Below are 20,804 nucleotides of genomic sequence, written 5' to 3' on the forward strand. Positions count from 1 at the left end.
GCCACCAGTGCAACTTGATCCTTAGGCGATGGGATTTGGCCCAGGTGCGTAATGCCGCCTGCCAGTCATCAACTCGCCGAGATTCAAGTTCTTTGTGGAGGTCAAAGGGGATTCGATTAGGCCAATCTGACATGAAGAACAGATAGCGAACTTCAGGAGCTTGTCCAAACGGATTTAGAAGCTTACCGTCGTCTCATGTGCAATCTGTACTCCAACACGATCCCCGCCGAAGCGATGCGCCGACTGTTTGATGTTTCCGTTGAACGGAACTATCTCGGGAATGCTGAACCTCTGCCCGCAATTTTTCCGAAACAAATGGGGCCGGTCGTCAGGATGGCGGAGGATGGAAGGCGAGAACTCTTACCGCTTAGTTGGGGATTTCGCACAACCAAGAGGTCGACAAAGACAGGGGCGATTATCCAGCCTGCAGCGTGGAACAACGCGCGAGATGACAAGGTACGCTCAAGCGGGCTGTGGAAAGGAAGCTTCGAGCATCGGCGTTGCCTCGTGCCTGCCAGTTCGTTCTGCGAGGCCAAGGGCCGCAACCCCGCAACCTACTATTGGTTTGCTCTCAAAGGCGATGAAGGCCGCCCGCCTTTCGCGTTTGCCGGATTGTGGCAAACATCGTGCTACCAGGGCAAAGAGGGGCAGGAGGAAGTCGCAACTTACACCGTCATCACGACGACAGCGAATGAAATTGTGAAACCGGTACACCCGCAAAGAATGCCGGTGATCCTGAAGCCAGACGACTACGAGCAATGGGTGACTGGAAATCCTGCAGAGGCATTTGAACTACTTCAACCCTACAATGCAGACGACATGCAAATTGTTCGCAGCGGAAAGAGTGAGAAGTCAGATCCATTGACCTGATCGTTTTACCTTTTGAGTTTTGTATTCGTCGGATTTGAGCCCAAACTTACAATGTGAAATCGCCGTCAAACTAACTGAATTCAAACTACTCATTATTTCCTGTGCTGGATCTGGTCAGCAGGCGTTCTCGGATAGCCCGCCACGAGTCTGGGACAAGAAACGCTGTTCCGTTGGGGGTTAAATTATAGATCCGATACATCAGAGCTCTGGGATTCGTCACAGATTTTCGAGCAACAATATCGAATGCAGCTGGTTCATTTAGCGACACACCTTCGTCACCAACATGAGGAACAGTCAAGAAGTTGTGCGCGATTTCGTGGGAAACCAACGTGCCGAAAGAGTCGTCCATAGGAGGACTCACATTCAGTGTAACGCCAGCGATGCTCCCGTTCGGTCCAGACTGGGCACTTCCCCCGAGTGGCATTTCGCCGGGTTGCTGGGTACGTATTGTCAGGACGTGCTCAGCTCGATCAGGCCTGCCAGCATCGGATTGCTCTTGATTAAATGCTGCGAGTCGCTGCGCTACAGGAGTGCGGTCAGGCCACGCGAAGTCAAGCGGTATTGGCTCAATCCGGAAGCGTAACCCTGCTTCCTGATCCCCATCGAGAGGAGCCACACCCGAGCGGATAGGGAAAATACGAGACAAGTCTGCCAATGCCATAAAAAGGGTTTCCCATTTCTCTGCGGGAAAGGGAAATATCTCAACCACAATAAGAATTCGCAGGTCCTTCGTAGGATGAAACTGCTGTTGCCCAAGGTGCTTTTCGCCGACGAGAGTGCCACCACGGTACAACCGTGCAATGAAATTATGCCGTCCGGGCTTCGAGATGTCCCGGCCTCGGACATAAAAGTTGATATTGTCATCTTCGGCGAAACTTTTAGTGTCGTTTGAAAAAACACCATCACCAATATCGCCGGGAACAACTGTGGTCCCCGAGGGGCCTGAAATCTCGACTTCGGCATAATCGACTCGGGCCGGATTGAATGGCAGTGAATGGATTGGAAGTAAATCCGGATCAAATCCGAGGGCTTTCGAAGAATACTCAGAGTCTTCTTCACCCAGCAGTTCCGATGCCATAGTTACTACAGGTGGGCGGCGACCAACAAACAATCGAACCAGAGTATCTTTACCTGCGACAAGCTGGTAGCCAGGAATACCCTGAGAGACTTCAGAACCGAAATCTGACATGTCCGATGGAACTTGCGGCAATGGAGGCCCGTTCTCTTCACAAGCTTTCAGTGCCTGCCGTCTCCGTTGAAGCAGCGAAAGCGACTGCTTTCGAAATCGAATAAACGCTGACTTTTGAATTGGGTCAACAGTGCTTTGAATCTGAATGTCGAGCACTTCGATGCTCTGCACTAACGTCTCAATTTCGTCGCGGATACTTTGACAATGCGCAGACATACAGCAACCTGTAGATAGAAGTTATAAGAAAAACTTGGTTAAATTCTAACTCTAGCACAGAATCCAAAAAATATCGACGTAGCGAGGCAGGTCCGCAGGGCGAAATTTGCCTAACAGGTATCACCTGCAATAACCGGCCCTTCTCAGCCGTGACTTGGCCGCTGCCGTCTCTAAGTGCCTGTATCGGCCACCCGAGTACCTCCGGCAGTCTAAAGCATGGCCTAACGCACTGGCGCGAAATTTCTCTAGCGGCTGGCATTGCGCCTATTGTGGTGAGCTCATGCCGGAATGGAAACGGGTCGATGCCAAGTATTGCAAGGAAGGTTGCCGCAAGATGGCGGCACGGAAACGGCATCAAAAACAGAGCGAACTAGATAATCCATTGCTGCAACGCTGGAATAGGGTAACTCAAATGGCCGAAAGCAATACGCTTGCCGCTCCTACAAACCCCGCCGCTGCTACTGAGCTGGCAAGCAGTATGCAAAAGACTTCCAATCTGCTGAGTTTCATTTTGTTGGCTACTCCCAGTTTGGTTCGACATAGAGCAATTTAGGGCGCTCGCAAATCGGGTGCAGATTTAGACGCAAAAACCCGCTGTGTCAGGAGCACAAACCCGCTCAAGTAAAGCGCCGAACATCTTACCCCGTGTTTCCCGAGGACACTTGGAACTTGACCTGTAGCCAAGCTGCATCACCAGAGAGGGCTTTTGCCATTGACGAATTACAAAGGAGACTTGGGCTGGTCTCTGTCCATCTCTACAAACTCCTTGTGAAACAGGTTCCGTATTGTTTCTTTCCTCAGTCTGGAGCTGCCCTTTTCTTCGTCCGTGCACAGCTCACAATCACCATCGTTGAGATGAGCACTACGGTTTTCTTTGGCTTGAACCTTCCGAAAGGCAGTTAAGACATTCAGCACCAAGTTCTTCCCCTCCCAGTGTGACACTCAAATCATGTCACTGCGGGCCCGATCCGAGCCAATGTGGTGTCCAGGCTCAAGGATCTCCTTCCGTGAGTGCCAACCCGCAGCGACACGGCGGATGTAAGAGTTTCGCTTTGAGACGTAAGGGGGAAGAAAGAGGGGTATTGCGTCATCGTTTGACTAGGTGGTCAAAAAGTATTTACGTAGCCGGGCTTTGCGTCAACTTCTTAACGGCTGCGATTTCTGAAGTGACGCGACGTCGCAACGCGCTCAAGATTATCGAGAATGGAAACGGGTTAAACTGGGTTGTAACAAATTAGTCCACGCAGCCCAGTAGGTGGCTAGAAGGGTGGACAGAACGCAAGATTCTCACTCCATGCCATTGATAAAAAATGATTTATTTTGATTGATTGGTGCCGCTGAAGGGACTCGAACCCCCGACCCCATCATTACGAATGACGTGCTCTACCAGCTGAGCTACAGCGGCACCTTAAGCCATACGGATCTGGTTATGACCGGATGCGAAAGGTCGTTTAAACTGTCACTCTGCCGTCTGCAAACCCGGTAGTAATCGGTTTGGTGTCGTCAGGCTCGGCGACCGATCTCAACCTGTGAGCCGTCAGCCTGTAACCAACCTGTCGAATTGGAATTTTGGTTTGTGAATTTATTGTAACGTCGCGGATTCAAAATTGACTGAATTTCAATAATTCCATATTTCATGAAATATGACAAAAGAGATAGTCGATCAACTTGCCATCCTTGGCCACTCGCAGCGTATCACCGTGTTTCGCATGTTGATGCGACGGTTTCCTGACAGGGTTCCCGCGGGCGAGCTGGCGACAGAGCTGGGTGTCAAACCCAGCACCATGTCGAACTACCTGAATGCGCTGCTACGGTCGGGGCTTGTTAAGCAGGAACGATCCGGGACGTCTCTGCTCTATTCGATTGAAATGAAGAACGTGCAGCAAATGCTCGATTTCCTGATTGTGGACTGCTGCCGCGGCCGACCTGATCTTTGTTTGCCTTCAACCAAGGGAAGTGAGACTATGACTGACCGGAAGTTCAATGTGCTGTTCATTTGTGTCGGCAACTCTGCCCGCTCTATTTTTGCCGAATCCCTGCTGAGCGAGATCGGCGGAGATCGGTTCAACGCGTATTCAGCCGGGACACAACCAAGTTCGGAGTTATACCCCTTTGCGGTGCAGGTTTTACGCGACAAAGGGCACGATACCTCGATCCTGCGGTCAAAGAATCTGTCCGAGTTTTCGGCACCGGACGCGCCTGCCATGGATTTTGTCTTCACCGTCTGCAACCAGGCGGCCAACGAGGAATGTCCGGCATGGGAAAGCCAACCGATAAGTGGCCACTGGGGTATGGAAGATCCGGTCAAGGCCGATGGCACCGACGCCGAGAAAAGCCTGGCCTTTCAAAACGCCTATGGCGCACTGAAGCGACGGATTCAGGCCTTTACATCGTTGCCGGTCGAAAGCCTTGACCGGATCGCCTTGCAATCCGCCATTGATGAAATCGGGCGCGCTTCACTCGAGGAAACGAAATGACAACCTACGCACTGAACGGCCTCGGCCGGATGGGAAAACTGGCCCTGAAACCTCTGCTTGAACGAGGCGCAAAGATAGCCTGGATCAACGATGCCGTCGGTGATCCCGAGATGCATGCGCATCTGCTGGAATTCGACACGGTGCACGGGCGCTGGGACGCAGAATTTGCCCATGATGCCGACAGCATTTCGGTTAACGGAACCCGCCTGCCTTTTATTGGCACCAATGACCTGAGCGCGTTGCCGCTGGACGGTGTTGACGTGGTGATCGACTGCACCGGCGTGTTCAAGACCGAGGCGAAGCTGGCACCATATTTTGACGCTGGGGTGAAGAAGGTTGTTGTCTCTGCTCCGGTCAAGGATGGTCCGACAGCCAATATTGTCATGGGTGTAAATGACGGAACCTACGACCCCGCGGCGCATAGGATCGTGACGGCGGCCTCGTGCACGACAAACTGTCTTGCGCCTGTCGTAAAGGTCATTCACGAGAATCTAGGCATCCGCCATGGATCGATGACGACGATTCACGACGTAACGAACACGCAGACAATTGTGGACCGGCCTGCCAAGGATCTTAGGCGCGCACGCTCGGCCCTGAACTCTTTGATCCCGACGACGACCGGCTCGGCCACGGCCATCACTCTGATCTATCCGGAACTCAAAGGTCGTTTGAACGGCCACGCGGTTCGGGTGCCGTTGCTGAACGCCTCGCTGACCGATTGCGTATTCGAGGTTGAACGCGAAACCACGGTTGAAGAGGTCAACGCCTTCTTCAAAGCCGCAGCCGAGGGTGAACTGAAGGGCATTTTGGGATATGAGACGCGCCCGCTGGTGTCCACCGATTATACCAATGACGAACGCTCTTCGATCGTCGATGCACCATCGACCATGGTTGTGAACGGGACGCAGGTGAAAATCTACGCGTGGTACGACAACGAGATGGGTTATGCGCACCGGCTGGTGGATGTCGCGCTGATGGTCGGGGCATCGTTGTGACGCATCGGCCCGAAGGACTGTCGGCCTATATCGCGGTCACGGCTGCCTATTGGGCCTTCATGCTGACCGACGGGGCGCTCAGGATGTTGGTGCTGTTGCACTTTCACACCCTGGGCTTCTCGCCGGTGCAGCTTGCCTATCTGTTTGTGCTCTATGAAATCGCCGGGATTGTCACCAACCTGTCCGCCGGTTGGATCGCCGCACGGTTCGGGCTGACCTCGACCCTCTATGCTGGGCTGGGGTTGCAGATCGTCGCGTTGCTCGCCATGACGCAGCTAGACCCGAACTGGACCGTCGCAGCTTCGGTCACATTTGTCATGATTGTGCAAGGGGCCAGCGGAGTGGCCAAGGATCTGGCCAAGATGTCTTCGAAATCGGCGGTCAAGTTGCTGGCTCCATCCGAAGGAGGCGAGTTGTTTCGATGGGTTGCGATTCTGACAGGTTCCAAAAACGCCGTAAAAGGGCTGGGATTCCTGTTGGGGGCCGCCATGCTTGCAACGCTGGGCTTCATACCGGCAGTGCTTGCCATGGCCGCCGTTCTGGCGGTGATCCTGGTCGCATTGAAGCTGTTCATGCCTGCGGGCCTGCCGAAGGGGCGCAAGGATACCAAGTTCTCTGAGGTTTTTTCAAAATCCGCAAATGTGAACTGGTTGTCTGCAGCACGTGTCTTCTTGTTCGGCGCGCGGGATGTCTGGTTCGTGGTCGGCATCCCGATCTATTTCTATGCTGTTCTTTCAGATGGCACCGAAGAGGGTAATCGGGTCGCGTTCTTCATGATCGGAACATTCATGGCGGTATGGATCATCCTCTATGGAGCCGTGCAAGCCAACGCGCCAAGGATTCTTCGTGCGTCAGATCGAACCGAAGGTGATCTGATCCGCGCTGCACGCAGCTGGGCGGCGATCCTGTTCTGTGTTCCTGCGGCTCTAACACTGGGTGTGTTGATTTCGGATGGTCCCGAGACCTGGCTGACCCTGACACTCATCGCAGGCTTGCTGATCTTCGGTGTGATCTTCGGGGTCAACTCATCGCTGCATTCCTATTTGATTCTTGCCTTCACCCGGTCCGAGCGTGTGACGATGGATGTCGGCTTTTACTACATGGCCAATGCGACAGGGCGGTTGGCCGGCACCGTTTTGTCTGGCCTGACCTATCAGGTCGGGGGGCTGCCCCTGGTGCTGGGCACGGCGGCCGTGATGGTTGGCCTCGCTGCTCTGACGTCCGGCAAACTTACGGATCAAACTTCTGAGGCGCTATTATGAGCATTTTTGAACGGTATCTTACGATCTGGGTTGCGCTTGCGATGATCGGTGGCGTCCTGATCGGACTGGCCGCGCCGGGTCTGGTGCAGCTGGTGGCAAAAGCCGAGATTGCCAGTGTCAACCTGGTCGTGGCGGTGCTGATCTGGGCAATGGTTTACCCGATGATGGTCAACGTCGATTTCGGCGCAGTCGCCGGGGTTGCCCGCCAGCCGCGTGGTCTGATTGTGACCCTGGTGGTGAACTGGCTGATAAAACCTTTCACCATGGCACTGCTGGCCGTTCTGTTTTTTGACTATGTCTTCGCGCCCTGGATCGCGCCCGAAGATGCTGCGCAATACACTGCCGGTCTGATCCTGTTGGGTGCAGCCCCTTGCACCGCCATGGTGTTTGTGTGGTCGCAACTGACCAAAGGCGACGCGACCTACACGCTAGTTCAGGTCTCGGTTAATGATCTGATCATGGTCGTGGCTTTTGCGCCGATCGTGGCCTTTTTGCTGGGGGTCACTGACATCGAAGTGCCGTGGCAGACTTTGGTTTTGGCCACAGTCCTTTATGTGGTGCTGCCGCTTATCGCAGGGTTGATCACTCGCCAAAAAATAGGCTCTAAAACGGCTATAGAAGCCTTTTCGGCGCGGGTGAAACCGTGGTCCGTCATGGGATTGATTGCAACTGTAGTTATCCTGTTCGGCCTGCAAGGTCAGACCATTCTGGCGAAACCTGCGGTCATCGTTCTGATCGCCGTTCCCATTCTGATCCAAAGCTACGGTATTTTTGCCATTGCCTATGGCGCCGCTTATGCGCTGAAGGTTCCCCACCGGATCGCAGCGCCATGTGCCATGATCGGGACATCGAACTTCTTCGAACTGGCCGTTGCCGTTGCAATCAGCCTGTTCGGCCTTCATTCCGGCGCGGCACTGGCGACGGTTGTGGGTGTCCTTGTCGAAGTGCCGGTGATGCTGTCGCTTGTGGCATTCGCCAACCGAACCCGCCAGCGTTTTCCGGAACCTGCGACACGATAGGATTGGTCAACGCAGCAGAACGACTGTCATATCTGGCGGCTGGGCGCCGCCAGAGTCCCGTCTCACGCTGCTTCAGAAATCCACGCCACGCTGGGCTTTGATACCGGCCTGGAACGGATGTTTTTCCTCGGTCATTTCAGTAACCAGGTCGGCATAGTCACGCAGCGCTTGCGGTGCATCACGTCCGGTCAGGAATACGCTGGTCTTGTCCGAGCGCGCGTTCAAACCCTCGATGACCTGTTCGACCGTCAGGTATTCGTAACGCAAGGCGATGTTGATCTCGTCCAGTACAACCAGATCGTATTCGCCACTGGACATCAGGGCACATGCCTTGTCGAAGGCTGCATTGGCAGCAGCTATGTCACGCTCACGATCCTGCGTGTCCCAGGTAAAACCTTCACCCATCGTATGCCATGTCACCAGATCGCGCTCTTCGAAGAAACGGCGCTCGCCGGTTTTCCACTTGCCCTTGATGAACTGCACCACACCAACCTTCTGGCCCCAGCCCAAGGCGCGAATGACCACGCCGAACGCGGCCGAGGACTTGCCTTTGCCTTTGCCGGTATTGATCAGGACCAGACCACGGCTTGGATCCACGGCCTCGGACACTTTCTTGCGGTGCTGGGCCTGCACCTTCTGCATCTTTTCCTTGTGATCCTGCGCGTTGCTCATTTGGGAACCTCTTTGACTGTTCGGCCCAACCTAGGGGAAGATTACAAAAGGTAAAGTCACGCTTTGGGGTCAGTAACCGACCGGGCCTTGCCACGCTCCAGCCCCAACTGGTGTTCGCGCCAGATGACAACAACATTGCCTGCGATCACCAGTGCGGCCCCGATCAAGATTGCAAGCGTTGGCAGTTCGTCGAACCAGACATAGCCGATCACAATCGCAAAAAGCATGGTTGCATAGTCATAAGGTGCCAGCATCGAGGCCTGACCAAACCGATAGGAGGAAGTGACCAAAATCTGCGCGACGCCGCCGATCAGGCCCATCATGACCATGATCAGAGCCTGATTCCACGTTGGCATTGACCACCCCCAGAATGCTGTCAGGGCGGACAAAAGCGTCGCGGTCATCGAGAAATAGAACACGATGGCCGCAGGGTGATCGACCTTGACCAATTGCCGGATATGGATCTGAACGAAAGCACGGGCAAGGGTAGCACCCAGCACACATAACGCGCCGATGGTGGCGGCGACCTCCATCTCGGTTGTGCCGAGGCGCGGCCAAGTCATTATCAGGACCCCCAGCAAACCCAGCACTACTGCGCCGATGCGGATAAGCCGAATGCGTTCACCCAGCATCACGGCGGCCAGAATCAGGGTGAAGATCGGCGTCGCATACCCGATTGCAGTGACTTCGGGCAGCGGCAGCAGGCTGAGGCCGGTAAAGGTAAGGCCCATGGCGCTGGTCCCCAGAACGCCACGCCAGAAATGGCCCATGGGTTTCTTGACCACGAAACCCTTGGACAATTCCCCACGCGCAATGAGCCAGAGAATAATGACAGGTATCGCGAACAAGGACCGAAAGAACACCAATTGGCCCGGTGGGAACTCATCCGACAGTGCTTTGACCAGCGCAGACATCGATGTGAACAGGAACAAGGCGCCAAGTTTCAGCGTTACTGCAAGCAGAGGTCGATGCGATGTTAAGGGTTTTGTCATCGGCGCGAACCTGCGCCTTTGACAGGCAAAGATCAACGGGTGGGTTCAGCAATTCACCCAGGATTGAGGCAAGGAGCAGCCGATCTCCTCGGCGAAGTCTTCTAGAAAGCGGATCATGCGCGCGGTGCGTTGCTCGGCAATCAGTCGGCCGGTTTCGGTTAGCATGTCACCCGGCAGCCGCAGCAGTTTAACCTTCCAATGGTCGAGCGAGAAATGAAGGTCGTCCAGAGGTCGGTTTTTGGCAAAAGGATCTGCCGGGTCATAAAGAGTGCGCCCCAAAGCACCGGAAACGGAAAAGTTGCGGGCGATGCCGATGGCGCCCAAAGCGTCAAGCCGATCCGCATCGCGCAGAATGCGCGCCTCGATCGTTTCAGGGGGGATATTGGCCGAAAAGCTATGGGCTTCGATCGCGTGCCGGATAGCGCGGACCTGAGCCGTATTAAACCCGATTTCCCCAAGAATAGGCTCTGATTCCATCGCGGACCTGCGCGAGGCAAGATGCCGGTTGGGATCGTCCTTGGGCAGATTTACAAGATCGTGCAGATAACTTGCGGCCAGCAGCACGGACATATCGGCTTGATCATTCGCGATGGCTTGGGCGTTGGTCCAAACACGATCCAGATGGGCCAGATCATGGGCGGGATCAGTTTCCATGCGGTGTGCGACCACAGCACGCAGACGTGCGCGCAGATCAGCCGATCCGTCCACGGTTCTCTCCGATCTGGCCGCGATGCAGCAGAAGGTGGTCGAGGATCACGCAGGCCATCATTGCCTCACCCACTGGAACGGCGCGGATACCGACGCAGGGGTCATGGCGACCTTTGGTGATGATCTTGGTTTCTTCGCCGGATTTGGTGATCGTCTTGCGGGTGGTGAGGATCGATGATGTTGGCTTGACAGCAAACCGCACGACAACGTCCTGCCCGGTCGAGATTCCGCCCAGAATGCCTCCGGCGTGGTTCGAGCTGTATTGCGGGCCATTCTGACCCATGAAGATTTCGTCGGCGTTGGCTTCGCCGGTCAGTTCGGCGGCGGCCATGCCTTCGCCAATCTCGACGCCCTTTACAGCGTTGATGGACATCATCGCGGCGGCTAGATCAGTGTCTAACTTGGCATAAACTGGCGCTCCGATCCCGGCGGGGATACCGCGCGCGACGACCTCGACCACTGCTCCGACCGAGTTGCCGGACTTGCGCAGATCATCCAGATAGGCGGCCCAGTCCTCTGCCGCAGATGCGTCCGGTGTCCAGAACGGATTCTGTTCAATCTGGGACCAGTCAAAGTTGCCGCGATCAATTTTGTGCGGTCCGATCTGGGTCATGTAGCCAGTGATCTGCACGTTTGGAGCGATTTGTCTGATGGCTTCGCGCGCCAGACCACCCGCCGCAACGCGAGACGCCGTTTCACGGGCCGAGCTGCGCCCGCCGCCGCGATAATCCCGGATGCCGTATTTCTGCCAGTAGGTGATATCGGCATGACCCGGGCGGAACTTGTCCATGATATCGCCGTAGTCTTTCGAGCGCTGATCGGTGTTTTCGATCATCAACTGCACAGGCGTGCCGGTGGTTTGCCCTTCGAACACGCCGGACAGGATTTTCACCTGATCGGGTTCGCGCCGCTGGGTTGTGAACTTGTTCTGCCCCGGTTTGCGCTTGTCCAGCCAGTGCTGGATCATGCCCTCGTCGATCGTGACACCCGGCGGGCAGCCATCGACGGTGGCACCCAAAGCGGGTCCATGGCTTTCACCCCAGGTGGTGACACGGAAGAGATGGCCAAAACTGTTCATCGACATGGGGCGTGCTCCTTTGAGCGTCGTGATTAGCGGGCAAGGCCCTTGGCCTCAAGCGGATTTGCGGTTGGGGCGTGTTTACCCCAACCTTACGAGCTTATGCAGCCGCAGCCAGTTGGGCGCGCGTGGCCGTGATTTTCAGCGCAGCTTGTGCGGCTTCGCGGCCTTTATCCACAAAATGCGCGCGGTAGATGGCGTTGTGGTGATCAGTTTCCTGATATTGGTGCGGGGTCAGCGAGACCGACAGGACAGGAACACCGGTATCGAGCCCGGCGCGCATCAACCCATCGACCACCGCTTGCGCGACGAAGTCGTGCCGGTAAATGCCGCCATCCACGACAAATGCGGCGCAGGCAACTGCGGCGTAGCGGCCGGTTTGGGCCAGATCGCGGGCCATCAGCGGCATCTCGAACGCGCCGGGAACGTCGAAAACATCGACCTGATCGGCCGGGATCAGTTCTAGAAATCCATCGAGCGCGCGGTCAACGATGTCGGAATGCCAGTTTGCTTTGACAAAAGCATAGCGGGTGTGTGTCATAATGATCTCCTTTCAGTTTGGTGGCCTGCTGGCGGTCGCGAAAACCTTCGCTGCCAGCCCGGCATGACACGTCACCCAAGGCGATCACGAGCAGGCGCGCCGCATCGCCGGCGCACTGCACGTTCTCTTCCATCCGGACTTTAACCGTCGGCTCTGGCCTCTCACCAGATCTGCTGACACTCTTTCGTGGTTCCACACTTTGTCCGAAAACCGGTTCCCACTTTTCGGATCGTGGACACGGCAGAGCCGCTCGCGGGCTTGCGGGTCATGGCCCGCATACCGCCGGTGGGGAATTCCGCCCCGCCCTGAGAACAAGGCGGACCTTGCCAAGAACCGACCCCATCTGCAAGAGATTTGGCAGGAGGTCGTTCATGCACCCAAATCCAGCCTACCGCGCCGAAGACAAAGCGCGTCATATCGAATTCGCCCGCGACCGGGCATTCGGCGTTCTGGCGATTTCTGGCGACGGCGCGCCATTGATCAGCCACGTGCCGTTTCTGCTGTCGGAAGACGGTGCGGTGGCCGATCTTCATTTGGTACGATCAAACCCGATCGTTCGTGCGCTGCGGGGGCCGAAAGAGGTCAGGATCGCGGTGCAGGGGCCTGATGGGTATATCTCGCCCGACTGGTACGGTGTCGCAGATCAGGTTCCGACATGGAACTATGTTGCCGTGCACCTGACCGGAACGCTTGAGCTGCGCTCGCAGGACGAGCTGCGCGAATTGCTGGACCGACAATCTGCATTCTATGAAAATCGACTTCTGCCCAAAGCGCCATGGGTCACTGGGAAAATGTCTGATGACGCGTTGGCCAGAATAATGCGAATGATCGTACCATGCCGGATGCAGGTAGAGGATATCCAGGGCACCTGGAAACTGGGCCAGAACAAGCCGGACGATGTAAGGACCGCTGCCGCCGATCAAGTCGCCAGCGGTTTTGGCTATGAAACCGGTAAGCTGGCCGCCTTGATGCACAAGGCGTAGCCAGCACCGGGAAACAGGATTACTCGGAACTGAATGTTGCCAGATAAGCGGCGATATCTTCCGCACCCTTCTTCAGTTTGACGCTCATGTTAGAGCGGGCGGTTTCGTCATCCAGATACTCTTTGATGAAACCGATGGGGTCCTTGGAATAGGCGGCGATGTTTTCTTCGGTCCAGATCAGACCTTCTTCGCCAGCACGGATCATATCGTCAGTGAACATGCCGATGGGCAGGCGTTCGCTGCCATAACGATAGTCATTTTCTGATCCGGCGACGCGTCCGACGACGCCGTAGAGATTCGGGCCGGTGATTCCGCCTTTGACCAGGACTTCACCGTCCTTGATGATCGCATGACACGAGGAGCAACGGTTATACATTGCTTCACCTTTCACCGGATCGCCTGCGGCAAAGGTTTGCGTGGCCAAAGCCAATGTGAACATCGCAGCGGCTGGGGTGACTTTTGACATAGGGGGTCTCCTTGCTGGAGTTCGCGCGTTTTTTGCGCTGTCCGGCATTCGCGCAAAAAGTGCAACGGTGTATTTGCGCTCAATTTGCAATTTAAATCATCTATTTGGCGAATATGATTTCCCTGAAAACAATCTGCGTTTGGCGTTGCTGATTGTCGAGAATGCACGCGCGAATAAGACGCTGCCCAGGTGGTCTGAAACCGACTGGATGGGGCCCGCAAAGCAGAGTTCTGAGCTCGAATCAACAACCGCTGATTCGAAGCCGGAGGCAAAGTTGCGGGCAAGATTCACCAAAAAAAGCCCTTCGGCAGGTGCATGAAGCGACACATGCGGCGTATTGCGCGTTTATGAACGCTGGACGAACACTATTCTCCCCGATAGTAAGCGCGGTTAAGACGCCGCATTCATGCGGTGCGCGAGCTATTTGCCCGTCCGCGGGCGCCAGACAATCGGAGATAACCTCGTGTCCCACGCAGAAGACCACGAAGGCACCCGCAGAGATTTTCTGTATTACGTCGCAGGCGGCGCAGGTGTCGTTGCAACGGGTGCAGCTGTATGGCCCCTGATCAACCAAATGAACCCATCGGCAGACGTTCAGGCGCTGTCCTCGATCCGTGTGGATGTGAGCGGCGTCGAGCCGGGCACACAGCTGACGGTAAAATGGCTGGGCAAACCCGTTTTCGTCCGTCACCGCACCGGTGCCGAGATTCAGGAAGCCCAGGATCAGGACGCCGAAGGCGTTGATGCGCTGCCAGATCCGCTGGCGCGTAACTTCAACCTAAGCGCTGATGCGCCCGCGACTGACGCAAACCGCGTCATGCCGTCTCCGGAAGGCGAAGCGCCGGGTGCTTGGATCGTTCAGATGGGCGTATGTACGCACCTTGGCTGTGTACCTCTGGGAGACGCCGGTGACTTTGGCGGCTGGTTCTGCCCCTGCCACGGCTCGCACTACGACCTCGCCGGTCGTATCCGTAAAGGCCCCGCGCCTGAGAACCTGCCTGTCCCGCCCGCAGAATGGGTGGACAACAGCACAATCAAACTCGGCTAAGGGAGACCCAAACTTATGTCCGGAATTCCCCACGATCATTACGAGCCGAAGACAAACGGCGAGAAATGGCTGAACAGCCGTCTGCCGATTGTCGGCCTGCTGTATGACACACTCATGATTCCAACCCCCAAGAACCTGAACTGGTGGTGGATCTGGGGCATCGTTCTGGCGTTCTGCCTGGCGCTGCAAATCGTCACCGGCATCGTACTGGTGATGCACTATACCCCGCATGTTGATCTGGCCTTCGCCAGCATCGAACACATCATGCGTAACGTGAATGGTGGTCACTTTATCCGCTATGTGCACATGAACGGCGCGTCGCTGTTCTTTGTTGCGGTTTACATCCACATATTCCGCGGCCTGTTCTACGGCTCGTATAAAGCCCCGCGCGAAATCACATGGATCATCGGTATGCTGATCTATCTGATGATGATGGGCACCGCCTTCATGGGCTACGTTCTGCCCTGGGGCCAGATGTCCTTCTGGGGTGCGACCGTGATCACCGGCCTGTTTGGTGCGATCCCGTTTGTTGGTGACGCGCTGCAAACATGGCTGCTGGGCGGACCCGCCGTGGATAACGCGACGCTGAACCGCTTCTTCTCGTTGCACTACCTGCTGCCGTTCATCATCGCGGCACTGGTTGTCGTGCATATCTGGGCCTTCCACACCACTGGCAACAACAACCCGACAGGTGTTGAAGTGCGTCGTGGTTCCAAGGACGAGGCGAAGAAAGACACGCTGCCGTTCTGGCCGTATTTCGTGATCAAGGACCTGTTCGCGTTGGCCGTGATCCTGGTCGTGTTCTGGGCCATTGTCGGCTTCATGCCGAACTATCTGGGCCACCCGGACAACTATATTGAGGCCAACCCGCTGGTCACACCTGCACACATCGTTCCTGAATGGTACTTCTTGCCGTTCTACGCGATCCTGCGCGCCTTCACCGGTGAGGTCTGGGTCGTTCAGTTTGCCAGCTTCATCACCGGCGGCATCATCGACGCCAAGTTCTTTGGTGTGCTGGCGATGTTCGGTGCGATCCTGGCCATGGCACTGGCGCCTTGGCTGGACACGTCGAGCGTGCGTTCGGGCAAGTACCGTCCGATGTTCAAATGGTGGTTCTACCTGCTGATCATCGACTTCTTCGCCCTGATGTGGCTGGGTGCGATGCCCGCCGAGGAGCCCTATGCGACTTTCTCGCTGATCGCCTCCGCCTACTGGTTCGCCTATTTCTTCGTGATCCTGCCGATCCTTGGTGTGATCGAGAAGCCTCTGGCACAGCCCGAGACGATCGAAGAAGACTTCAACGCGCATTATGGCAAGGCTGACGCCGAAGCCACGCCGGCCGAGTAAGAAGAGGGACCGGAAACATGTTCAAGAAACTTGCAATCGGCGCCGCGTTTGCCTTGGCCCTGACCCCTGCTGCATCCATTGCAGCAGGTGGGGGTGAGCAGCATATCGAAGACTTCGACTTCTCGTTCGAAGGCCCGTTCGGTACATGGGATCAGCATCAGCTGCAGCGCGGCCTGCAGATCTATACCGAGGTTTGCGCAGCCTGCCATGGCCTGCAATATGTACCTCTGCGCGATCTGACAGCGCTGGGCTATTCGGAAGAAGAAGTTATCGCTTATGCGGCGGACAACTTCGAAGTGTTCGATCCTGAGCTGGACGATTTCCGCCCGGCCATCCCGACCGACCACTTCCCGGCCAATAACGGTGTTGGCGCGCCGGACCTGAGCCTGATGGCCAAGGCCCGCGCGGGCTTCCACGGGCCTTACGGTCTGGGTATCAACCAATTGGTCAAGGGCATGGGCGGTGCCGAATACATCGCCTCTCTGCTGGACGGCTACACCGGTGAAGAAAAAGAAGAAGCAGGTACCATCCTGTACGAAAACAAAGCCTTCCCTGGAGGTTGGATTTCGATGGCACCGCCGCTGTCGGACGAACAGGTCGAGTTTGCTGATGGGCACTCGAATTCAGTCGAACATATGTCGGAAGACGTTTCAGCCTTCCTGATGTGGGCGGCCGAACCGAAGATGATGGAGCGCAAGAACGCTGGCTTTGTCGGCGTGATCTTCCTGACCGTTCTGTCGGTGCTGCTCTATCTGGTCAACAAGCGCCTCTGGGCTCCACATAAGGGCAAGCTTCGTAAAGAAGATTGACCTTTCTCAAGATGCAGAAATTGAAATCCCCGCGCCATCAGGCTGCGGGGGTTTTTGTTTCTAGAACGAGTAAAAAGGTCCGAACCCCTTCTTGGCCTTTGAGCGGTTCTTCCTCGAGGTATTTTTCCGGATGAGGGGGGATCAGGCCGTGAGTTGGGACATGGTCTGCCCCGTGATCGCAGCGCGCACAATCTGCCCTTCGGGTTGCGCGGTTGCGAATGTCACCTCGGCGAATTGCTCGGTCCGGCCCATATGAGGGTTCTCCATCAGGATGTGATGGGTCTTGCCGATTTGCTTCGACAGGTGTGTTGCGACCTGAGCGTCCCCCGCCGCACGCAAGCGGGCAGCGCGATCCTTGATGACTGTTCCATTCACCTGCTGCGGTATGCGCGCTGCCGGGGTGCCTTCTCGCTTGGAATAGGGGAAGACATGCAGCCAGGTCAGATCGCAATCGGTGATCAGTTTCAGCGAGTTTTGGAAATACGCTTCCGTCTCGGTCGGGAAGCCTGCAATGATATCCGCACCGAAGGTCATAGCGGGGCGCAGTTTCCGTGCGTCCTCGGTAAAGCGGATTGCATCGTCGCGCAGGTGGCGGCGTTTCATGCGCTTCAGAATCAGATCGTCGCCATGCTGAAGCGACAAGTGCAGGTGCGGCATCAGACGCGGCTCGGTCGCGATCGCCTGCATCAGATTTTCATCGACCTCGATCGAGTCGATCGAACTGATCCGTAGGCGTGGCAAATCTGGCACCAGCTTGAGAATCCGCATCACCAGATCGCCCAGTTTGGGCTGCGCGGGCAGGTCGGCGCCCCAGGAAGTCAGGTCGACCCCGGTCAGCACGACTTCGTTATAGCCGCGATCCACCAGCCGCTTGATCTGGTCCACCACCACGCCTGCGGGGACGCTGCGCGAGTTGCCGCGGCCGTAGGGAATGATGCAGAAGGTGCAGCGATGGTCGCAGCCGTTCTGGACCTGCACGTAGGCGCGCGAACGTGTACCGAACCCGTCGATCAGGTGTCCTGCCGTTTCCGTGACAGACATGATGTCATCGACCTGCACCGCCTCGGTCTCACCAATAAAATCGGCCGCCATGCCTTTCCAGGTCTCAGGCTGCATCTTTTCAGTGTTACCGATGACCGCATCGACCTCGTCCATCCGTGCAAAGGTTTCGGGCTCGGTCTGAGCGGCGCAACCAGTGACGATCAGGCGAGCATTCGGATTCTCGCGCCGTAGCTTGCGGATTTCCTGCCGGGCCTTGCGCACCGCCTCAGCCGTCACTGCGCATGTGTTCACCACCACAGCGTCTGTCAGACCTGCCTGTTGCGACAGCTCTTTCATTGCCTCGGTTTCATAGGCGTTCAGGCGGCAGCCCAATGTGGTGAACTTGGGCGGGTTCATCCCAGTGACCTCAGAAATTCAGGCGTCAGAGTGCCAGAAAAGACGTGGCACGTTGGGCCGGTCATCCAGACACCGTCGTCGCGCCAGTCGATCCAAAGCGTGCCGCCATCCAGATCAATCTGCACCTTGCGCCCGGTTAGCCCGCGACGCGCGGCAGCAACGGCAGTTGCACAGGAAGACGACCCGGAGGCCAGTGTGATTCCAACTCCGCGTTCCCATACACGCATACGGATGTGATCCGGGCCGATGACTTGTGCCACCTGCACATTCGTCCGTTCCGGGTAAAGCGGGTGGTATTCATAACGTGCACCGAACTCTGCCAACGGGATCGCTTCGGCGTTCTCAACGAAGAAAGTACAATGCGGGTTGCCCATTCCTGTTGCCGTTGGGGCGCCTTCGATTGGCAATTCCAGCGTGTCCATCTCTTCTGCCAGCGGAACTTCGCGCCAGTCCAACTGCGGGTGACCCATGTTGACCGAGGTGCGCCCATCGCCAGCATTCCGCGCATGAAGTGTTCCGCGTACGGTGGTGAGCGTCAGCGCAGAGCGACCCGTCTCATTCATAAGCAATCGCGCAATACAGCGGGTGGCGTTGCCACAGGCAGCAGAGGTTGATCCATCGGCGTTGTAGAACACCAGATGCGCGTCAGCTTCACCATTTTCAATAACGGCCAACTGATCGAAACCCACACCAAATTGCCGATGCCCGATGCCTTTGGCCAGCGCCGGCGTGATCGGGGCATCGTGCGCGCGTGCGTCAACGATGACAAAGTCATTGCCCAGCCCGTGCATCTTGATGAAGGGCAATCCGGTATCGAGTCTCTGTTGCATGGCGGGCATATATCGTTGGTCGGAACATGAATCCACCCTGTCGCGAAGATTCCTTAAAAAAGGGGTTGACCCTCCTGCGCCTCCTGCCTAATTAGGCCGCCTATCGGGTTGCCGGAAACATGAGTTGTAACGGCGAAACGAGGCGCAAAATAAGGGCTTGAACCTGGTTGAGGAATTGCCGTAAAGAGCGCCACGGATCAACAGATCCAACAAAAGAGTGGGCCGTTAGCTCAGTTGGTAGAGCAACTGACTTTTAATCAGTGGGTCGCAGGTTCGAATCCTGCACGGCTCACCACTTTTTTCAGATAGAAACCAATTTGTTAGCTATCCTTGCGCCAACATGGCGGCTAGTTTAGCTGGTTACCTGGATACTCTTGGGGGACAAAACCCTAAGGTAAATGCGTCAATGAGTATGCTGTTCGCTTCGACCAGTACACTTGCGGCTATGAAGGCTTCACGTGTAAATCCAATTTGACTGATCTAGCTACCGAGTACGATGACTTGGTCTACGACTATAATAACCTAATGAGCTCGTATAACGCGCTTCGCTATGACGCTGAGGAACTATTTGAAAACTACCAGCGACTATTCTCAGAATACAAAAGTGTAGTTTCAGAAAGAGACAATATCGTGTCGTGCGTTGAATCCGCCTCTTCGATTTCGGAAGCTCGATACTGCTTTTAGTTGAGGTTTTTTTTTCATTGAAGCGTCAACTTCGAACGGGAATTAGCGACGCAGTTCGTTCCAGCGGTATTCGACGATTTCGGTATCCAAGAACGTGCGGAAATTGTCATCGGATACCATTGTCAATCTGATTGCATTTGAAGCGTCGGACCATACTGCAATGCCCTCTAAGTTGCCGTGGGTGCGTATCTTGGTTTGTAGAAGAATGTCGGTTTCGACAATTCTGTCTTCCACGAACGCGAAGCGCCTCACCCTATTTGAAAAACCAATCCCCCAAACAAATCGTCGTTCCAGCAAATACAAATGACCATCAGGTCCAGTGTCAGCTCCCACCGGCACGTAAGAACCACTTTTCCGAATCTCGCCTGATACAGACCATTCACCTTTCTCTAGGCGAAGTATAGGAAAGGAATTTTCCGGCCATGTCTCTGGTATCGCAATGACCCGGCCCTGTGGGTCAAGTGACAGCGCTTCTAGTCCCTGATTGTAAGGCAACGACCTGAACGCTTGGGTTTCGGTCTCGTAGTCGATATGGTTTGCCGTGTATTCGCCGGGGTTGAAGTACTCAACGTCGTGGTAGTTTTCAGTGCTGACCCAAAGCCTACCATTCTTCTCCAACGCGAGCGCTTCCAGGTCACTGTTTACTTCATCATGGTAATTCATCGAGCCCGGAGTTCTGGGGCGAACAATCTCCATGTTTTGAATGCCGACAATTGAGTCACCTTGCCTTCGTACTTTGGCAAAAACCAGCATCGGCCTGTCTGACACGGCAATCAGCTTTGTTCCGTCTTCACTTATTTCCAAACCAGATAGGCCGCCAAATCTTTCTTCTTCCGGCCATCTCCAACTTAGCTCACTCAACAACTCCAATTGCGAAGCAGCACCGTCATTTAAGTGAGCAATATATGCTCTCAGGGAAGCTAGGCTGGCCAAAACAGAGCACACCACAAGAAAAAGCGAAGTACGTTTCAAAGGAATTTTCCGAACAAGTCACATTTCTCGCATGACAATGACGAAACGAACAATAACGTCGCAACAGAATCCTGCAATCGTTCGCGCCAGAAGTGGTAACCACTGATTGAGCATACTCGGCCCAAGTCTGAACCTACTATCACGATACCAGAGGATGCGCTCAAATTTGAATAATCCCCAAGAAAAAAATACACCGAGCGCAATCGGTGCAGGGCCAAGCCCGACAAGGGTCAAGTTGCATTGGTGGT

The 20,804-nt window shown here is 55.6% G+C and carries 22 protein-coding genes, 2 tRNA genes and 1 riboswitch; of the genes, 12 read left to right on the forward strand and 12 right to left on the reverse strand.

Features of this window, described 5'->3' with window-relative positions:
- Positions 1–195: 195 nt before the first annotated feature.
- The gene (locus AC2FLP_RS20915) at positions 196–870 is read left to right on the forward strand and encodes an SOS response-associated peptidase (protein WP_299899972.1); all 675 of its coding nucleotides are present in this window, start codon (positions 196–198) and stop codon (positions 868–870) included.
- An 85-nt stretch (positions 871–955) separates the two neighbouring features.
- On the opposite strand, the gene AC2FLP_RS20920 is transcribed toward AC2FLP_RS20915, so the two are convergent.
- Positions 956–2,230 (reverse strand): hypothetical protein, encoded by a 1,275-nt coding sequence (locus tag AC2FLP_RS20920; RefSeq protein WP_299899975.1) that lies wholly within the window; start codon positions 2,228–2,230, stop codon positions 956–958.
- Between the two features lie 325 nt (positions 2,231–2,555).
- Between AC2FLP_RS20920 and AC2FLP_RS20925 the strand changes: the two genes are divergently transcribed.
- The gene (locus AC2FLP_RS20925; protein ID WP_496686189.1) at positions 2,556–2,828 is read left to right on the forward strand and encodes a hypothetical protein; all 273 of its coding nucleotides are present in this window, start codon (positions 2,556–2,558) and stop codon (positions 2,826–2,828) included.
- Between the two features lie 776 nt (positions 2,829–3,604).
- Here the strand turns inward: AC2FLP_RS20925 and AC2FLP_RS20930 are convergent.
- Positions 3,605–3,680, reverse strand: a tRNA-Thr gene (locus tag AC2FLP_RS20930).
- A gap of 238 nt (positions 3,681–3,918) precedes the next feature.
- On the opposite strand from AC2FLP_RS20930, the gene AC2FLP_RS20935 reads away from it, so the two are divergent.
- From AC2FLP_RS20935 to arsB, 4 genes are read left to right on the forward strand one after another with little or no spacing between them, the layout of a single operon-like run.
- On the forward strand, positions 3,919–4,752 hold the full coding sequence (locus AC2FLP_RS20935; protein ID WP_496686192.1) for an arsenate reductase/protein-tyrosine-phosphatase family protein: 834 nt from the start codon (positions 3,919–3,921) through the stop codon (positions 4,750–4,752).
- Positions 4,749–5,747 (forward strand): ArsJ-associated glyceraldehyde-3-phosphate dehydrogenase, encoded by a 999-nt coding sequence (locus AC2FLP_RS20940; protein WP_299899984.1) that lies wholly within the window; start codon positions 4,749–4,751, stop codon positions 5,745–5,747. The genes AC2FLP_RS20935 and AC2FLP_RS20940 overlap by 4 nt, the downstream gene beginning before the upstream one ends.
- Entirely contained in the window at positions 5,744–7,009 is a 1,266-nt protein-coding gene (gene arsJ / locus AC2FLP_RS20945; RefSeq protein ID WP_299899987.1) for an organoarsenical effux MFS transporter ArsJ, read from the forward strand. Before AC2FLP_RS20940 ends, arsJ begins: the two co-directional genes overlap by 4 nt.
- Positions 7,006–8,028 carry an ACR3 family arsenite efflux transporter gene (gene arsB / locus AC2FLP_RS20950; protein WP_496686196.1) on the forward strand — a complete coding sequence of 341 codons (1,023 nt, stop codon included), beginning with the start codon at positions 7,006–7,008 and terminating at the stop codon, positions 8,026–8,028. Before arsJ ends, arsB begins: the two co-directional genes overlap by 4 nt.
- 72 nt (positions 8,029–8,100) lie before the next feature.
- On the opposite strand, the gene cobO is transcribed toward arsB, so the two are convergent.
- From cobO to AC2FLP_RS20975, 5 genes are all read right to left on the reverse strand, one after another.
- Positions 8,101–8,700, reverse strand: a complete 600-nt coding sequence (gene cobO / locus AC2FLP_RS20955) for a cob(I)yrinic acid a,c-diamide adenosyltransferase (protein ID WP_117871446.1) — start codon at positions 8,698–8,700, stop codon at positions 8,101–8,103.
- Positions 8,701–8,756: 56 nt separating this feature from the next.
- Positions 8,757–9,692 carry a DMT family transporter gene (locus AC2FLP_RS20960; protein ID WP_117871448.1) on the reverse strand — a complete coding sequence of 312 codons (936 nt, stop codon included), beginning with the start codon at positions 9,690–9,692 and terminating at the stop codon, positions 8,757–8,759.
- A gap of 45 nt (positions 9,693–9,737) precedes the next feature.
- Complete coding sequence (locus AC2FLP_RS20965; RefSeq protein ID WP_299899996.1) at positions 9,738–10,400, reverse strand: HD domain-containing protein; 663 nt, start codon at positions 10,398–10,400, stop codon at positions 9,738–9,740.
- A complete protein-coding gene (aroC, locus tag AC2FLP_RS20970) occupies positions 10,384–11,484 on the reverse strand; it encodes a chorismate synthase (RefSeq protein ID WP_299899999.1) in 1,101 nt (366 codons plus the stop codon). The genes AC2FLP_RS20965 and aroC overlap by 17 nt, the downstream gene beginning before the upstream one ends.
- Before the next feature lie 94 nt (positions 11,485–11,578).
- A complete protein-coding gene (locus AC2FLP_RS20975; protein WP_299900002.1) occupies positions 11,579–12,019 on the reverse strand; it encodes a 6,7-dimethyl-8-ribityllumazine synthase in 441 nt (146 codons plus the stop codon).
- Positions 12,020–12,136: 117 nt separating this feature from the next.
- Positions 12,137–12,336: riboswitch (FMN riboswitch) on the reverse strand.
- A gap of 54 nt (positions 12,337–12,390) precedes the next feature.
- On the opposite strand from AC2FLP_RS20975, the gene AC2FLP_RS20980 reads away from it, so the two are divergent.
- Positions 12,391–13,002, forward strand: coding sequence for an FMN-binding negative transcriptional regulator (locus AC2FLP_RS20980; protein WP_299900005.1), 612 nt, complete (start codon positions 12,391–12,393; stop codon positions 13,000–13,002).
- Between the two features lie 19 nt (positions 13,003–13,021).
- On the opposite strand, the gene AC2FLP_RS20985 is transcribed toward AC2FLP_RS20980, so the two are convergent.
- Positions 13,022–13,468 (reverse strand): c-type cytochrome, encoded by a 447-nt coding sequence (locus AC2FLP_RS20985; RefSeq protein ID WP_496686201.1) that lies wholly within the window; start codon positions 13,466–13,468, stop codon positions 13,022–13,024.
- Between AC2FLP_RS20985 and AC2FLP_RS20990 the strand changes: the two genes are divergently transcribed.
- The 4 genes from AC2FLP_RS20990 to AC2FLP_RS21005 all read left to right on the forward strand — a co-directional run bounded on the left by AC2FLP_RS20990 (position 13,455) and on the right by AC2FLP_RS21005 (position 16,672).
- Positions 13,455–13,787 (forward strand): hypothetical protein, encoded by a 333-nt coding sequence (locus tag AC2FLP_RS20990; protein ID WP_299900010.1) that lies wholly within the window; start codon positions 13,455–13,457, stop codon positions 13,785–13,787. The two genes, AC2FLP_RS20985 and AC2FLP_RS20990, sit on opposite strands and share 14 nt — an antisense overlap.
- A 144-nt stretch (positions 13,788–13,931) precedes the next feature.
- Positions 13,932–14,516, forward strand: coding sequence for a ubiquinol-cytochrome c reductase iron-sulfur subunit (gene petA / locus AC2FLP_RS20995; RefSeq protein ID WP_117871462.1), 585 nt, complete (start codon positions 13,932–13,934; stop codon positions 14,514–14,516).
- Positions 14,517–14,531: 15 nt separating this feature from the next.
- Entirely contained in the window at positions 14,532–15,863 is a 1,332-nt protein-coding gene (gene petB, locus AC2FLP_RS21000; protein ID WP_117871464.1) for a cytochrome b, read from the forward strand.
- A gap of 17 nt (positions 15,864–15,880) precedes the next feature.
- Positions 15,881–16,672, forward strand: coding sequence for a cytochrome c1 (locus tag AC2FLP_RS21005; protein ID WP_496673431.1), 792 nt, complete (start codon positions 15,881–15,883; stop codon positions 16,670–16,672).
- 141 nt (positions 16,673–16,813) lie between these two features.
- Here the strand turns inward: AC2FLP_RS21005 and mtaB are convergent, their stop codons facing one another.
- Together mtaB and dapF are read right to left on the reverse strand one after the other, a co-directional pair.
- A complete protein-coding gene (gene mtaB, locus AC2FLP_RS21010; protein WP_496686204.1) occupies positions 16,814–18,070 on the reverse strand; it encodes a tRNA (N(6)-L-threonylcarbamoyladenosine(37)-C(2))-methylthiotransferase MtaB in 1,257 nt (418 codons plus the stop codon).
- On the reverse strand, positions 18,067–18,909 hold the full coding sequence (gene dapF, locus AC2FLP_RS21015) for a diaminopimelate epimerase (protein ID WP_496686206.1): 843 nt from the start codon (positions 18,907–18,909) through the stop codon (positions 18,067–18,069). The genes mtaB and dapF overlap by 4 nt, the downstream gene beginning before the upstream one ends.
- A 210-nt stretch (positions 18,910–19,119) precedes the next feature.
- Here dapF and AC2FLP_RS21020 point away from each other — a divergent pair.
- Positions 19,120–19,195 (forward strand) — tRNA-Lys (locus AC2FLP_RS21020).
- 431 nt (positions 19,196–19,626) lie between these two features.
- Here the strand turns inward: AC2FLP_RS21020 and AC2FLP_RS21025 are convergent.
- Positions 19,627–20,556 carry an esterase-like activity of phytase family protein gene (locus AC2FLP_RS21025; RefSeq protein WP_496686209.1) on the reverse strand — a complete coding sequence of 310 codons (930 nt, stop codon included), beginning with the start codon at positions 20,554–20,556 and terminating at the stop codon, positions 19,627–19,629.
- 18 nt (positions 20,557–20,574) lie between these two features.
- Positions 20,575–20,804, reverse strand: a 230-nt coding sequence (locus tag AC2FLP_RS21030) for a hypothetical protein (protein WP_496686211.1), incomplete at its 5' end; no start/stop codon positions are given.

It is taken from the genome of Ruegeria sp. CDSA141, from assembly GCF_059612005.1.

What these genes read in the sequence shown, in the direction of transcription:
- arsB (WP_496686196.1), top strand. Translation starts at nt 7,006, where the DNA reads ATGAGCATTTTTGAACGGTATCTTACGATCTGGGTTGCGCTTGCGATG.
- dapF (WP_496686206.1), bottom strand. Translation starts at nt 18,909, where the DNA reads ATGCCCGCCATGCAACAGAGACTCGATACCGGATTGCCCTTCATCAAG.
- AC2FLP_RS20960 (WP_117871448.1), bottom strand. Translation starts at nt 9,692, where the DNA reads ATGACAAAACCCTTAACATCGCATCGACCTCTGCTTGCAGTAACGCTG.
- cobO (WP_117871446.1), bottom strand. Translation starts at nt 8,700, where the DNA reads ATGAGCAACGCGCAGGATCACAAGGAAAAGATGCAGAAGGTGCAGGCC.
- AC2FLP_RS21005 (WP_496673431.1), top strand. Translation starts at nt 15,881, where the DNA reads ATGTTCAAGAAACTTGCAATCGGCGCCGCGTTTGCCTTGGCCCTGACC.
- aroC (WP_299899999.1), bottom strand. Translation starts at nt 11,484, where the DNA reads ATGTCGATGAACAGTTTTGGCCATCTCTTCCGTGTCACCACCTGGGGT.
- AC2FLP_RS20975 (WP_299900002.1), bottom strand. Translation starts at nt 12,019, where the DNA reads ATGACACACACCCGCTATGCTTTTGTCAAAGCAAACTGGCATTCCGAC.
- AC2FLP_RS20985 (WP_496686201.1), bottom strand. Translation starts at nt 13,468, where the DNA reads ATGTCAAAAGTCACCCCAGCCGCTGCGATGTTCACATTGGCTTTGGCC.
- petB (WP_117871464.1), top strand. Translation starts at nt 14,532, where the DNA reads ATGTCCGGAATTCCCCACGATCATTACGAGCCGAAGACAAACGGCGAG.
- AC2FLP_RS20925 (WP_496686189.1), top strand. Translation starts at nt 2,556, where the DNA reads ATGCCGGAATGGAAACGGGTCGATGCCAAGTATTGCAAGGAAGGTTGC.
- AC2FLP_RS20915 (WP_299899972.1), top strand. Translation starts at nt 196, where the DNA reads ATGTGCAATCTGTACTCCAACACGATCCCCGCCGAAGCGATGCGCCGA.
- AC2FLP_RS20935 (WP_496686192.1), top strand. Translation starts at nt 3,919, where the DNA reads ATGACAAAAGAGATAGTCGATCAACTTGCCATCCTTGGCCACTCGCAG.
- AC2FLP_RS20940 (WP_299899984.1), top strand. Translation starts at nt 4,749, where the DNA reads ATGACAACCTACGCACTGAACGGCCTCGGCCGGATGGGAAAACTGGCC.
- mtaB (WP_496686204.1), bottom strand. Translation starts at nt 18,070, where the DNA reads ATGAACCCGCCCAAGTTCACCACATTGGGCTGCCGCCTGAACGCCTAT.
- AC2FLP_RS20980 (WP_299900005.1), top strand. Translation starts at nt 12,391, where the DNA reads ATGCACCCAAATCCAGCCTACCGCGCCGAAGACAAAGCGCGTCATATC.